This is a genomic window from Enterococcus olivae (assembly GCF_053760925.1).
Genome location: NZ_JBSMVT010000005.1, coordinates 98,205 through 112,941 on the forward strand (window position 1 = coordinate 98,205; position 14,737 = coordinate 112,941).

The 14,737-nt window shown below is 39.1% G+C and carries 13 protein-coding genes; 8 read left to right on the plus strand and 5 right to left on the minus strand.

Features of this window, described 5'->3' with window-relative positions; all coding sequences use genetic code 11:
* Positions 1–44 precede the first annotated feature (44 nt).
* The 5 genes from ACWODM_RS05500 to yihA all read left to right on the plus strand — a co-directional run bounded on the left by ACWODM_RS05500 (position 45) and on the right by yihA (position 6,719).
* Positions 45–1,886 carry a VWA domain-containing protein gene (locus ACWODM_RS05500; protein ID WP_455320374.1) on the plus strand — a complete coding sequence of 614 codons (1,842 nt, stop codon included), beginning with the start codon at positions 45–47 and terminating at the stop codon, positions 1,884–1,886.
* Positions 1,886–2,821, plus strand: a complete 936-nt coding sequence (locus ACWODM_RS05505) for a serine hydrolase (protein ID WP_455320375.1) — start codon at positions 1,886–1,888, stop codon at positions 2,819–2,821. The genes ACWODM_RS05500 and ACWODM_RS05505 overlap by 1 nt, the downstream gene beginning before the upstream one ends.
* A gap of 11 nt (positions 2,822–2,832) precedes the next feature.
* Positions 2,833–4,410, plus strand: a complete 1,578-nt coding sequence (locus ACWODM_RS05510) for a zinc-ribbon domain-containing protein (RefSeq protein WP_455320376.1) — start codon at positions 2,833–2,835, stop codon at positions 4,408–4,410.
* 416 nt (positions 4,411–4,826) lie between these two features.
* Positions 4,827–6,071: an ATP-dependent Clp protease ATP-binding subunit ClpX gene (clpX, locus tag ACWODM_RS05515; protein WP_455320377.1), complete on the plus strand. Its 1,245-nt coding sequence runs from the start codon at positions 4,827–4,829 to the stop codon at positions 6,069–6,071.
* A gap of 63 nt (positions 6,072–6,134) precedes the next feature.
* Positions 6,135–6,719, plus strand: coding sequence for a ribosome biogenesis GTP-binding protein YihA/YsxC (gene yihA, locus ACWODM_RS05520; protein ID WP_455320378.1), 585 nt, complete (start codon positions 6,135–6,137; stop codon positions 6,717–6,719).
* A gap of 38 nt (positions 6,720–6,757) precedes the next feature.
* Here the strand turns inward: yihA and ACWODM_RS05525 are convergent, their stop codons facing one another.
* Both ACWODM_RS05525 and ACWODM_RS05530 read right to left on the minus strand, forming a co-directional pair.
* Positions 6,758–7,195, minus strand: coding sequence for a VOC family protein (locus ACWODM_RS05525; RefSeq protein WP_455320379.1), 438 nt, complete (start codon positions 7,193–7,195; stop codon positions 6,758–6,760).
* Positions 7,192–7,338: an SPJ_0845 family protein gene (locus ACWODM_RS05530; RefSeq protein WP_455320380.1), complete on the minus strand. Its 147-nt coding sequence runs from the start codon at positions 7,336–7,338 to the stop codon at positions 7,192–7,194. Before ACWODM_RS05530 ends, ACWODM_RS05525 begins: the two co-directional genes overlap by 4 nt.
* Positions 7,339–7,498: 160 nt before the next feature.
* Between ACWODM_RS05530 and ACWODM_RS05535 the strand changes: the two genes are divergently transcribed.
* Complete coding sequence (locus ACWODM_RS05535; protein WP_455320381.1) at positions 7,499–8,821, plus strand: hypothetical protein; 1,323 nt, start codon at positions 7,499–7,501, stop codon at positions 8,819–8,821.
* A 26-nt stretch (positions 8,822–8,847) separates the two neighbouring features.
* Here ACWODM_RS05535 and ACWODM_RS05540 read toward each other — a convergent pair whose 3' ends face one another.
* From ACWODM_RS05540 to ACWODM_RS05550, 3 genes are read right to left on the minus strand one after another with little or no spacing between them, the layout of a single operon-like run.
* The gene (locus ACWODM_RS05540; protein ID WP_455320382.1) at positions 8,848–10,752 is read right to left on the minus strand and encodes a PTS fructose transporter subunit IIABC; all 1,905 of its coding nucleotides are present in this window, start codon (positions 10,750–10,752) and stop codon (positions 8,848–8,850) included.
* A gap of 13 nt (positions 10,753–10,765) precedes the next feature.
* Positions 10,766–11,677: a 1-phosphofructokinase gene (gene pfkB / locus ACWODM_RS05545; RefSeq protein ID WP_455320383.1), complete on the minus strand. Its 912-nt coding sequence runs from the start codon at positions 11,675–11,677 to the stop codon at positions 10,766–10,768.
* Positions 11,674–12,429 (minus strand): DeoR/GlpR family DNA-binding transcription regulator, encoded by a 756-nt coding sequence (locus ACWODM_RS05550; RefSeq protein ID WP_455320384.1) that lies wholly within the window; start codon positions 12,427–12,429, stop codon positions 11,674–11,676. The genes pfkB and ACWODM_RS05550 overlap by 4 nt, the downstream gene beginning before the upstream one ends.
* Before the next feature lie 155 nt (positions 12,430–12,584).
* On the opposite strand from ACWODM_RS05550, the gene ACWODM_RS05555 reads away from it, so the two are divergent.
* Both ACWODM_RS05555 and ACWODM_RS05560 read left to right on the plus strand, forming a co-directional pair.
* On the plus strand, positions 12,585–14,060 hold the full coding sequence (locus tag ACWODM_RS05555) for an alpha-amylase (protein ID WP_455320385.1): 1,476 nt from the start codon (positions 12,585–12,587) through the stop codon (positions 14,058–14,060).
* Positions 14,061–14,187: 127 nt separating this feature from the next.
* Positions 14,188–14,676: an SRPBCC domain-containing protein gene (locus ACWODM_RS05560; RefSeq protein WP_455320386.1), complete on the plus strand. Its 489-nt coding sequence runs from the start codon at positions 14,188–14,190 to the stop codon at positions 14,674–14,676.
* Positions 14,677–14,737: the final 61 nt, after the last annotated feature.

The window sequence follows — 14,737 nt, forward strand, 5'->3', positions numbered from 1 at the left end:
TCATTAAAGTTAATTACATAGACCAAGTGTGGGGAGGGAATAAAATGTTTTGTGAAAATTGTGGGCATAAAAACGAAGAGGGTGCTAAGTTTTGTGAAAGCTGTGGACATCCAATGACTGTTGAGGTCTCTGTAGAAGAAGAACATCCAGCTGATTTATCAGCTACTACACGATCCAATCCTTCAAAAAAAAGCCGACTAGGGATTATTATTGGCGTTTTGTTGTTGCTTATAGTCGTCGTCGGAGGGTATTTGATGTTTCTAGGTGGGGGATCGACAGATGGAGAGGTTGCTGGATCGAAGACTGAGGAACGAACAGATAAAGAGGATTCCGAGGAAACCCAAGGAAAAAAACAGGCTTTGAGAATGCAAATCTCACAAGTAGACAATAGTGAATTTCCAAAGATGACCTTGTATACACAAGTGAGTGATCGTAATGGTGAACAGGTCGAAGGCCTAGAGAAAGAAACTTTTTCTGTGACTGAGATTGGACCGGATGGTACTGAGCAACAGCTGGAGATCCAGGAAATTTTACCAGTCGATGACTCTTTTGAAATGAATATTAATCTGGTTTTGGATCAATCTGGTAGTATGGATGAAGACGACAAGATCCAGAATGCGAAACAAGCAGCGAGTCGATTTGTCGACGAAATTTTAAGTAAAGAGAACAATTCTGTCGAAATCACTTCTTTTGATGACTATGTGTATAATGTACAGCCATTTACTTCTGATAAGGCAAAAGTAATGGATGCGATTCGCGCGATTGATCTTGGCAGTCAGACGGCTCTGTATGATGCTCTTTACGATGCCTTGATTCAGACAAATCAAACAAATGGCTCTCGTTTTGTGATTGCTTTTACCGATGGAGAAGAAAATGCAAGCTTGCATACGGAAGAGGAAGTCGTGGAGCTGTCTAAACAGACGGGGATCCCAGTTTATATCATTGGGATTGGTTCTTTAGTGGATAGCAATTATTTAGAGGCATTCACGGCCTTGTGTAACGGGGATTTTTACTCAGCTGAAGTTTCTGATCTTTCAAATGTCTTGCTGGAGATCTATGAAGACATTTATGGACAACAAAAAGATTTATACAAAATCACATATACTTCAAAATCAAAAGATCAGTTGGATCAGTATCATCGTGTCTTAGTCACGCCAACAGAAACAAGTGAATTTAGTGGGAAGACTGAGCTAGAATTTATGCCCCAAGATACAATTGCGGCCATTGATAACAGTGAGCTATTGAAAATCATTGAATCAAAAACTCAGTTAGAAAATGCGGCGGTAGCTATTGTCGACTTAGATACGGATATGGAGTTTCGTGTTGGAAATGCTCGTCAATCTTATGTAGCTTCTGGTTTTTATGCACCGATTTATACGGTGGCTTCGAATGTAGATAAAAGCTCTGGAGATACAATGATGAAGAAGATGGACAATGATGCTGGAAATACGTTGATCGATAAATATGGGGGATTGTCTGAAGTGACCCGTGCTCTATCGGATAAAGGGTACACCCAAACGGTATTTAATCGGAAATTTGGTGATGTTCGAGCAAGTGAAAATGGTTATGAGAACTATACAAGTGCTGTTGATTCTGCGAAGATTCTGCGTGACATTTATTTGAATGATGGATACAAAAATATGAATTGGGATTTAACTAAAGATGGGATCTCTGTTCCTAGCAATGCAACGATTTATGCCCATCGAGGACAAGGAATCGGAGCTGCTTACAATGTCTTTGCGATCATTGAATCTGACAAAGCAAATTATGGAATTGCGATCATGACTGCTCACACTGGAACGAACGATGACGAAGCAAAAGCAGTAGCTGTACCGATGATCTCAGATATTTTAGCAGAAGTTCACAAAGGAATGACGGGCGACTAATGAAAAAACGATGGATAATCAGCTTCTTACTTCTTTTACTGATAATTGTCAGTGTCGTCTCGTGGTTTTTAGTGAAGCGGGAATTTGGGGAAGTTCCAGAGAGTACAGAAGTTACAGAAGATACGAGTTCAATAACTATCGAAACAAAAGAGAGTTTTTCCATAGAATCATCGGAATCAGAATGGTTAACAGAGACGACAGATAGTTCAATGATGGAAGCTATTGAACTAGATTTAGAAACGACACTTCTGCAAGAAGCGGCAGAAAAAGTATATGTCGGTGTCTATTTCTTAGAATCACAAAAAGAGCTTCGCAGCGATTCTTCAGAACAAACACCTTCTGCCAGCTTGATCAAGGTATTCATCATGGAGTATATTTTTGACCAAATACGCCAAGAGGAAATACATTTAGATGAATCTATTGATGGAACTGGCTTAGAAGTGCTGTTAAAAAATATGATCCAGCTAAGTGACAATCAGGCGACCAATCGTTTGATTGAATACTTTGGCATGGAGACATTGAATGAATATTTTGAGAATCAGGGCTACAACGATACAGAGCTTCAGCGAATGATGCTGGACAATCAAGCAAGAAATCAAGGTTTGGATAATTATACGTCTTTGAATGACTGTATGACCTATTTGATCACGCTTTATGAGGGGCAAGAAGATCCTTTGAATCAACAAATGTTGACGATCCTAAAAGGTCAGCAGATTCGAACAAAGATTAGTAGTCAACTACCGGCCAATATAGAGGTTGCCAATAAGACAGGTGAGCTGGATGGCGTTGAAAATGATATGGGCATCATTTTTGCAAATGAACCATTCGTTTTGGTGGTTTTGTCCAACGGAGTCTATGAGTTACAAACGATGCGGAACGCTATTGGAACATTCACAGTATCAGCTTTTGAAGAAGCAAATAAAGACAAAGAGTAGGAGGAGATGTTATGAAATTTTGTGGGAATTGTGGAAATGAATTGAAAAATGAAGTGCGATTCTGCCCAAAATGTGGAGCGGAACAGCAAAAAAATCATACGGAAGAGCAAGCAGTGGTGGATAAAGAGCCGAATCAGCAATCTTTACCTAAAGTGAAGAAGAAGGCATTCAATCCTAGTGTACTGGCCATCATAGCTGTACTGATAGTTGTGGTAGGTGGTGTCGTCTTTTGGCAACGGGAGAACATTTTTGGAAGTTCTGTCTCCAAAGCAACAACGGCTCGCCAAGCTTTAAAGGTTGAACAAAAAGTATTTCCATTTAGAAATGGGAATCGAATGGGACTGACCAATGATAAGTTTGAGATTATTAGAGACGATGTGGGCTCCTCTCTTTCTAAATTTAATAAAAAAGGGGTAGCTGTTGCTTATGACTGGGAGGGTAGCAGTAGTGCGTACCTGATCAACGAACAAGGTGAACAAATCTCCAGCGAATTTTATTCAATCGGAACATTTCAAATGCAACATGCACTTTTGGGAACAACTGAACTGCAATCTGAAAATGGTGTGATGGATTTTCAAGATGAAGAATTCAACACTGGTTTGATCGATTCGAACGGAGAAATCGTCAAAGAAGCTTCACCGATCACTATCTCGCCGTTTTATGGTGGAAAATTGGCAGTTTTTTATAACAACAGCAGGGACAAATCCGGTGTGATCTCTGACTCTGGGGAGATCGTCGTAGAACCAATCTATGACCAGATCACCATTATTGACGACAACCAATTTGTTGTGAAGAGACAATATGAGGATAGCTCTTATAAAGTGATCAATAAAAAGGGAGACGAACTCAGAGACCCAATTACAGGAGACTATTTCTATGCGCTTGAAAGTGGCGATTATGTCCTAGAAAGTTTAAATGGAAAATACAGTATTCTTGATCAAAAACTGAATGTCCTTCTTGAAAATCTGTTCAGCAGCACACCGACTAGTTCAGCAGATGGAAAATATTTCCTTGCCTATGATGAATATGCAGATGGGTATATGCTTTACGATCGATCTGGAGAGCAGCTTTTAAGTAATTATTATAGTAGCCTGGGATTCCCTAACGCTGCTGGCAATATGACTTATATGATGAACAGAGAATATGGCTTGATCAATCTCAATGAGGAATATATTTATCAAGATTATATAGCTAATGATGGAGGATACGGCAGCTTCAATCAGATCCCTGATACAGATGTTTATGTTTTAGGCACTTCAGAGGGTGTGGCTTATTTAGACTCAGAAGGAAATTCTCTGATTGATGAATGGGGCATTCCTTCCCAAGAAACTTATGTTGATGGCTATATACCGGTGTATAGGAATGACGCTTCATTTGATGAAGGAATGACACTTCTAAGTCTAGATGGGCAGCTTTTGAGCGATTCAGCCATTTTTGCATTTAACACGGGTGAGACGATTGTGATACAAGAAAATGATCAATATATGAGAATCTTCTCAACAAAAGATTACTCGGAAAAAGATGGAGAATGGTTGGATTTTGAGCCCCTTCCAGAAGAAAATTTTACGGATGATTCTACTTTTTGGTAATCAAATGGAGCAAGCGGTGACCGATTTTTTGGTTCGGAGATAGCCTTACTTGAACAGTGAAAAAGAGCTTTTCAAAAAAGAAAGAGGATTTCAACTTTTCCGTTTTCGGGAATTGAGGTCCTCTTTTTGCTTCCTAAAAATAGCTTTATTATTTTATTGCAAACTCAAAAAAAGGAGAAGAAGCTTCAAAATAGATTTCAGAATATTCTATAAAAACGGCGTTCAAAAAGGGAGATTTTTCTTTGAGACACTATTTAGGTAAGGACACCTTATAAAGAAGTTTTTTTCTTTACAAAAGCTTAATTCATAAGACTTTATGTCTTTTTCTTTCCTATCAATTATGCTAGAATAGTTAAAGACTGTTAAAGTTAGAAATGGTTTTTTCCAGTCGGAAGAAAAATCAAGGGGTGAACACCATGTACGACAATACAAACGGAAATGAACCGGTACGCTGTTCTTTTTGTGGGAAAGCACAAGAAGAAGTGAAAAAGATCGTCGCTGGTCCTGGTGTCTACATTTGTGATGAATGCATTGAATTATGTAAAGATATCATTGACGAAGAGTTTTATGAAGAAGCCATTCGTGAATTTATGGAAGTACCAAAACCACAAGAGATTTTAAATGTTTTAGATGAGTATGTGATCGGACAGGATCGTGCCAAACGTGCATTAGCTGTAGCGGTTTACAATCATTATAAACGAGTAAATGTTGAACAAACAGAAGAAGACGATGTAGAACTACAAAAGAGTAACATTTGTCTGATTGGTCCAACTGGCTCAGGGAAGACTTTCTTGGCACAGACACTTGCTAAAAGCTTGAATGTTCCATTTGCAATCGCGGATGCAACAAGTTTAACAGAAGCAGGCTATGTGGGGGAAGATGTTGAAAATATTCTTTTGAAATTACTGCAGGCTGCTGATTATAATGTAGATCGTGCTGAAAAAGGGATCATTTACATTGATGAGATCGATAAAATTGCACGTAAAAGTGAGAATGTTTCGATCACGCGGGATGTCTCGGGCGAAGGTGTGCAACAGGCACTATTGAAAATCTTGGAAGGAACGACAGCAAGTGTCCCTCCTCAAGGTGGACGAAAACATCCACATCAAGAAATGATTCAAATCGATACAACCAATGTGTTGTTTATCGTTGGTGGAGCATTTGATGGCATTGAAACAATCGTCAAAAACCGTTTAGGCGAAAAAACGATCGGTTTTGGCTCAAACAATCAAAAAATTGCAGAAGACGAAAGTGTCATGAAGCATATTATTCCGGAAGATCTATTGAAATTTGGTTTGATTCCAGAATTTATAGGACGTTTACCGGTCATGGCTGCTTTAGACAAGTTGACAGCAGAAGATTTGGTACACATCCTGACAAAACCGAAAAATGCGTTAGTCAAGCAGTACAAGAAGTTGTTGTCATTAGATGACACTGAGCTAGAGTTTGACGAAGGAGCCTTGAAGGCGATCGCTGACAAAGCAATCGAACGTAATACAGGAGCCCGCGGATTGCGGTCGATCATTGAGGACATCATGATGAATATTATGTTTGAAGTGCCTTCTCAAGAATCAATTGAAAAAGTGACGATTACGGAAGAAGCAGCCAAAGGGGATGCGGAACCAGAAGTTACTTACCATACAGAAAAAAAAGCAGGGTAGTCATTGGACCGGATAGCAGAATCTACTATCCGGTTTCCTGCGTTTAAAGAAAGGAGCAAATCAATGAATGTTCATTCAGCTGAGATCGTCATTAGTGCTGTTTCGCCAGCACAGTATCCAGAAAGTGATCTGCCGGAAATTGCTTTGGCAGGCCGATCGAATGTCGGAAAGTCTTCTTTTATCAATACATTGATCAATCGAAAGAATCTGGCACGAACTTCATCCAAGCCAGGGAAAACCCAAACATTGAATTTTTATTTGATTGAAGAGGCACTGCATTTTGTGGATGTTCCTGGTTATGGCTATGCGAAGGTTTCCAAGACAGAGCGTGCCAAATGGGGCAAGATGATTGAGACGTATCTAGCACAGCGGGAACAGCTTCGAGCGGTTGTTTCTTTGGTGGATCTCCGTCATGCACCTTCACAAGAAGATATTCAAATGTATCAGTTTTTGAAATACTATGAGATTCCGGTGATCGTTGTCGCAACGAAAGCGGATAAAATTCCTCGAGGCAAATGGAACAAACATGAAAGTGTAATCAAAAAAGCCTTGAACTTTGATGGAACAGATGAGTTCATTCTTTTTTCTTCTGTGACTAAAAAAGGAAAAGAAGAAGCCTGGCAGGCAATTGAAAGAGCAATCAATTAAAAAACATCGCAAACAGCGAAAACTGTTTGCGATGTTTTTTATTGTTCATGGAATTCTTGATAAAAACGATAGCGTTCCTCAAAGGAGACCTCTCGTAAGATCTGATTGATTGTCCAAGTATAACCAAAAGGATCTTGGATCTCAGCATGTTTCGTCCCCATAAATTCATTGATCTCCTGAGTGACAGTCGCACCTTTCGTCTTAGATTTCTCAAGGATAGCAGCCACATCTTCAACAACGATCTGCAGCCAGATAGAATCGATTTCGTCTTTGTTTGGTGGGTAGCAGTCAAAAGCCGGATTGGCATCAATCAGCCTCAGAGGAACATTTCCTACCGTGATATTTGCTTCATTCAATCCTGTTTTGTCAGGAAATTCATAAACTTCGCCACGAATGCCATCAAAGACCGTTTCGTAAAAAGTCATTGCTTCGATAGCATCGGGAACGACCAAAGTAAAAGTCAATTGACTACTCATTTTTTATCATCCTTCTTTTTAGGTGTGGGATTTAAAAATCTCTCGATATCAGGTTTTTTCTCTTCTTTTTTGTCCTCAGGAAAAATAGCAAATTCTTCAAATTTTTTATCTAAAGAATCGTCACGTTGAAATTTTAAACTCATTTCTTCACCTCCTGTATTCAAAATTTTAGCATGAAACGGTTAAACTTACACGGAAAAGTTCTTGTTTTAATAAAACGCTAGAAATATTCAATGTTTCTTTATACTAACTTTCCGAAATTGATATGATACAATAAAAGAAAAGGACTCTAGGGGTGATCACATGGAAAAAACAGATAAAATCTATTGTTTTATACAGTATCCTATTTTAGAGTCCATCGATCGTAAAGACATTTTAGCTGATGCATTGTCTTTAGGAAGAATCTTTTTTGACCCCTTATATCTGGAGTATGAGCAACAGATGCGACCTTACTCACTTGATGCCCAACGTTTGCTTTTAGACAGCCTGCCAGATGAGAAAAATTTTACGGTGAGAATCCATGATCAATGGAGCGAGAGTGTCTTTCAGCAGTACGATGAAGTGATTTTTGAACGGCATTACTTTACGAGAGAACAGTTTGAAACAAAGCAGGCGATCCTGTTAGATTACATGAAAATCAAGATGAAGCATGCACGTTTTGGCTATATTCGATCCTATGATGAATTCTTGTATCACAATATTGAGAAGCTAGATTATCGAAAAATTATCGAAGAAGACCAAGAGACGCATCGCCATCCGAAAAAAAAGAATGCCCAAGGAGAAGTGATCGTAGATGGTCATTATTTTGCGGGATTTGATGTCTTTCATTTTGGATTTTGTTTCACTTCTTGCTGGCGGATGTATTTCAGTAAAGATTATGGCTCGATCTTACCGATAAATCTATTGCGTGGCGTTCAGCAAGTAGAGAAAGTCGAAGAGATTCAGGAACAAACACTGATGATCGAATTATACAAAGATCCTTATTCATGGGATAAAGAGAGCAATCTTAAATTTCAGCGCTTGTTTAGAGATCAGATCGGTGTCGATCAGTTAAGCTGGTCTAATGGTGTTGGTGTCTTACGGGAGCCGTTGATCGAGTATCGAATGTTGTTTAACTCGCTTCAAATTATCCAATATCAGAATGATTTTCTGCAACCTGTACCTAAGAGCCAGGCAACGTATTTTGTGACAAGAACTTATGATCTAAAAACCAAGACGGAAACTCTACAGCAAGTAAAAGGTTCGTTGAATGCCCAGGCCTATTTCCCTTTGATCAATGACAGAAAGAGGAAGATGAAAACGATTGTCACATTGACTTTGGATCAAACAATAGATGATGGACTTTCAGCATATGAATTTTATATCCGAAACTATCTTGAATTGAACATCAAAGATAAGAAATACGAGCGTTACAAACCAATCTTAACTTTTCATTTGTCAGAGGATGATTTTCTGAGTATACCTATCCAGTCATTGAAGAGCAGAATGAAAGACATTCTATTTAGTGAAGAGAAGAGAGCAGAAAAGAAAAGAGCGTTTTATGTGTCCAAAGGAAAGAACCATCTTTATGTAGAATTTTTACCACTGAATTTAATAGTAACTAAAAACGAGAACGGACAGACTTAATCAATCTGTTCGTTCTCGTTTTAAAATTATTGTTCGACCGGTTTTCTTAAAACACCTAATAAAATACCTGAGACAATTGCACCAATTGCTACAAACGCTAGATACAACAGAGCGTTTGATAATAATGGAACAACGAATATTCCGCCGTGAGGAGCCATTAATCTAATACCGAACGCACCCACTAAACCACCAGCTAATGCAGAACCAGCGATGAAACTTGGGATAGCACGTAGCGGATCGGCTGCAGCAAATGGAATCGCACCCTCAGTAACGAATGAAAGACCCATGACAATATTTGTCAAACCAGCTTCTTGTTCTTGTTTCGTAAATTTATTTTTGAATACTAGCGTAGCAACAAAAATTGCTAAAGGAGGAACCATTCCACCAGCCATAACCGCTGCCATAACAATGCTGCCACCATCTGCAACTGTTGCAGCAAGAGTACCAGTACCGAATACATAAGCAGCTTTGTTGATTGGTCCGCCTAAGTCAGCTGCCATCATTGTGCCTAATAATGCACCTAATAAAGCAGCATTTGTTCCATCAAGACCTTCTAGAAAAGTATTCAATCCGTTATTGATATTGCTCATTGGTCCATTGATTAGAAGCATAATCGAACCAGTGATTAGCAGTCCGAAGAAAGGATAGAATAGAATGGCTTTGATACCATCTAATGATTTAGGTAAGCCTTTAAGAGCTTTTCTCAAGAAAACAATGACATAACCTGCAATAAAACCACCAAGTAGAGCACCTAAGAAACCAGCGCCTCCAGTGCTGGCAATCGCTCCAGCAGCAAATCCAGCAACTAGACCAGGGCGATCACCGATACTCATTGCAATGAATCCAGCTAATACAGGTAACATAAAGCCAAATGCTGCACCACCGATTTGATTAAACCAGGCAGCTGCTTCGTTGTATCCACCTAATTGACCTAAGGCATCATCTGGTACACCGATAAATTGGTCGATCATAAAGGAAATCGCAATCAAGATCCCACCAGCAATAACGAACGGTAACATATGAGACACACCGTTCATTAGGTTCTTGTAGATCTCTTGTCCGACTGAACCTTTCTCACTGGACTCTTCAGCAGAAGCACTGCCGTCACCATGATAAATTGGTGCTGAGCCGCTTAATACAAGATTGATTAATTCTTCTGTTTTACGAATGCCGTCTCCAACAGGGCGGTTAACTAAATGCTTACCGTCAAAGCGAGCCATTTCTACTTTTTTGTCAGCTGCTACGATAACACCGACAGCACGATCGATTTCATTAGCAGTCAAACGATTTTTGATTCCTTCAGAACCGTTTGTTTCAACTTTGATATCGACACCTAGCTCTTTTGCTTTTTTCTTTAATGAATCTTCAGCCATATAAGTATGTGCGATACCAGTAGGGCAGGCCGTGACTGCTACGACAAATGGACGGTCTGATGCAGGCTCAGCAACTGTTTCAGTTGTTTTTTCTGCTGCTTCCACTTTTTCTGCTTCTGCAAATGTTGCTTGAACATCTTCAGGAGTAGTGGCTGTTTTCAATTTTTCTACAAAATCCGGATCAATCAATTGACGAGAAAGTGCAGCCAGTGCTTGTAAATGGGTATCATTGGCACCTTCAGGAGCAGCGATCATAAAGAACAGGTAAGTTGGTTGCCCGTCTAATGCTTCGTAATCAACTCCCGCACTACTTTTAGCAAATAAGACTGTAGCCTCTTTTACTGCTGCATTTTTTGCGTGGGGCATAGCGATTCCATCCCCTAAACCTGTTGAAGTTTGTTCTTCACGAGCAATGATGCCTTTCTTGTAAGTATCGATGTCTGAAATTCTGCCAGTATCATACATTTTTTTGACCATTTCATTGATAGCACCTTTTTTGTCGGTTGCTTGTAAATCCATGATCATAGCGTCTTTAATCAATAAATCATTGATTTTCATAGTATAATTCCTCCTATAATTTTGTGATTTTTACTTCTGGAAGTAATTCCTGAATAAAGTTAGCTTCCGCTAGGTCGTCAGAGAAGGCTGTTGCACTTCCGCAAGCAACTCCCCACTTGAATGCTTCAACAGCATCCTTTGTTTTGGCGTATTGTCCAATGAATCCTGCAATCATGGAATCTCCTGCACCAACAGAATTTTTCAATTCACGTTTCAGTACATTTGATTGATAGGTTCCAGATTCTGTGAAGAGCAGAGCACCGTCACCAGCCATTGAAATAATGACATTCTTTGCACCATCAGCCAATAGTTTTTTGCCATGCTCAACAATATCATCGATCGATTTGAAAGTAGCATTGTACAATTCAGCTAATTCGTGGTTATTTGGTTTAACCAGTAACGGACGGTGACTCAAAGCTTGCAGTAAATCATCTCCTGTGGTATCGATTACGAATTCTGCTTCTTTTTCTTCGATTAGTTGAATCAATTCTTGATAAAATCCCTTACGGAGACTGGCAGGAGTACTTCCTGAAAGAACAACGATGTCACCCGCAGAAATGGATGCAAGGGACTCTTTTAATTGCTGGATCTCTTCTTCAGAAAGAGAGGGACCCAAACCATTGATCTCTGTTTCTTCTTCAGCTTTCAGCTTGACATTGATGCGAGTGTCTTCTTTCACTGATGTGAATCGACAATCAATGCCTTCTTTTTTCATCCAGCCCTGGATGAAATCACCAGTAAAACCGCCTAAAAATCCAAGAGCAGTAGAAGTAGAATCGATTCGTTGTAAAATACGAGAAACATTGATTCCTTTACCACCTGGAAGTTTAAAGTCTTGAGACATACGATTGACATCACCCATTTTTAAATCTTTCACATGAACAATGTAATCAATGGAAGGATTTAAGGTCATTGTATAAATCATGATAGTACCTCCGTAATTTTTGTTTGGAACTGAAGTTTTCGATAGATTTCTTTTGGACAGCTATCTACAATAATTTCTGCTGCTTCTAGTGGTGCAACTTGAGTAAAAGTGGTTTGTTGCAGTTTTGAATGGTCCGACAGAACAAATACAGTTTGGCTTTGCGACATAGCGAGTTTCTTAATGACAGCTTCTTCTGGATCAGGAGTAGTAAAACCAGTTTCTAAATGGATACCATTCATGCCCATAAATGCTTTACTAAAGCGAAATTGTTGTAACTGCTGGACCGCAGTATGCCCTAATGTTGCATTTGTTGCAATTTTTATGGATCCGCCAAGAATAATCGTATCGATTTCTCGATCAACCAGCAAGGAAGCATGTTTGACAGAGTTGGTCACAACTTTGACTGATAAATCATTTGGAATAAAAGGAATCATTTCAATAGTCGTTGTGCCTGCATCTAAATAGATGACATCTTCTTTGACAATCAGCTTGGCCGCTTTTTTTGCAATAGCGACTTTCTCAGTGTGAAACCGTTGCTGTTTCTCATTCATTGAGGCTTCAAAACTTAACCGATGTAGTTTTTTTGCACCACCATGTATGCGAGTCAGCAATCCTTGATTCTCCAGATTTTGTAAATCTCGACGAATAGTTGATTCAGATGCTTCAAGCGGTCCAAGAAGTTCATTGATAGTGACAATGTCATTTTCTTCCACACGAGTCAGAATATGTTGATATCTCTCTTCTGTAAGCATTTTCAATCACCTCTTCATCACATATAATACCATGCTTATTTTTTAAAATCAATCAAAAACAGTAAAAAACAGTCAAAAGTAATCGATTTCTTGTGTGCGCTATCATTTGACAAAAATAAAGAAATCTTGTCAAATGAAGGCAAGGAGGTCTTCTTATGAAAAATCAAACAATTTTACAAGGTTTTGAATGGGATTTACCAGCCGATTCGGCTCACTGGAAAACACTTCAAAAAAAAGCAAATGAATTATCTTCTATCGGATTCACAGCAGTCTGGCTGCCCCCAGCTTACAAAGGTTCTTCGGGAGTGGAAGATGTGGGATACGGTGTTTATGATCATTATGATCTGGGGGAATTCGATCAAAAAGAGACGATACCTACCAAATATGGAACCAAAGACGAATACCTGCAGGCGATCCAGGCACTTCAAGAAGAAAAGCTGGAGGTTTATGCAGATATTGTTTTCAATCATTTAATGGGAGCAGATGAAACGGAGATTGTCCCTGCCGTTCAATATAGCAGTGACGACCGCACAGAAGCTGTTAGTGATGAAGAAGAGATCGAAGCGTGGACGAAATTTACTTACCCTGGACGTAATGGAGAGTATAGTGATTATGTTTGGACCTGGAAAAATTTTTCTGGGGTTGATTTTGATGCGCGCTCTAAATCACATGCGATTTATAATTTTGCTGATAAAGGATGGGATAATGAGGTTGACAATGAGAGCGGAAATTTTGACTATCTCATGGGTTGTGACTTAGACATGGAACATCCCGAAACGATCGAGCAGCTGGATAGATGGGGGCATTGGTATCAGGAGTTAACGAATATTGATGGTTATCGGCTGGATGCAGTCAAGCATATTCAATTCGATTATTATGTAGACTGGTTGATCAACAGACGGAAAGAAAAAGGAAGAAGCTTATTTGTTGTAGGAGAATACTGGTCGAATGATTTGGAAAAATTGCAGACTTACCTTGATTCTTCAGGAAATTTGATTTTTCTCTTCGATGTGCCACTACACTTTAATTTATATGAAGCTGCCAATTCAAACGGTTCGTTTGATATGCGACAAATTTTTAAAAATACTTTAGTAGAAACAAGAGAAGATTATGCGGTAACGTTTGTCGACAACCATGATACGCAAAAAGGTCAAAGTTTAGAATCATGGATCGACGGATGGTTCAAATTGCATGCTTATTCATTGACTTTGTTGAGAAAGCAAGGTATTCCAGTTGTTTTTTGGGGCGATTTGTATGGAATCCCGAAACAAGAGATCGAACCAGTTGGAGATAGCTTGCAGGCAATGATCAATCTGCGTTCCAAGCTGATCTTTGGCAATCAAATCGATTATTTTGATGACTCAAATTGTATTGGCTGGGTATTAACGGGAGATTTTGACGATCCTGAATCTGGAATGGCGATCATCATGACCAATGGTAACGGAACTGAAAAAGAAATGACGATCAGTGCAGTACATCGTGAAAAGACCTTTGTCGATATTCTTGGTAATAACGAAGCGAAAGTCGTTTTAGATGAGAATGGAAAAGGCGTTTTCCCAGTGAATGATGGTCAAGTCTCTGTTTATGTGCAAGAAGATGTTGCTCAAACATTCTGGGAAGAAAATAAATAGTTTATTGATCAGCAGATCAGCGCACACCGGTGATGAAAACAGTATTTGTCGCTGGTGTGCGCTATTTTTTTCTTTGATTAATCAAGAGAAAAGTAAAAATAAATACTATGATAAGGAGCTAAATTTCATGCAGGAACGATTTTATTATGATGAAGAAGTGTTGCATGTAGAGTATCGCTTGTTGATAACTAAAGAGGTCGCTGTCGTTTGGCGTTATTTGACAGAAACAGCTAAAATACAAGAGTGGTTCAAAGAGATTTCGGTAGGCAACCTACAAAAAAATAGCTATTTACTATTTACTTTTCCTGACCATGAGATCAAGATGAAGATTCTGACCTTCAAGCCAGAAAAAGAAATTTCTTTTGAATGGGCAGAAGGAACCGTTCAATTTGAGTTAGTGTCTCAAGGAAAGGAAACACAACTTTGTTTCTATGAGACGCTCACTAAAGATTTTACAGAGCCGATCCGTGACATAAGCGGTTGGTATATTCAACTGGAACGACTTCAAAACACAATAGAAGGGGAGTCGACGACTTTTGATTTGAACAAATTTCAACAAACAGAAGTAAGGATTGGAAAAATGATCATGGAGCTAAAAGAAAGTCACAGCGAATAATTTTTTAGCTTTACGAGGAAGCGGCAGCACAATTAGCAAAATACATTTACGAAAGAAACCT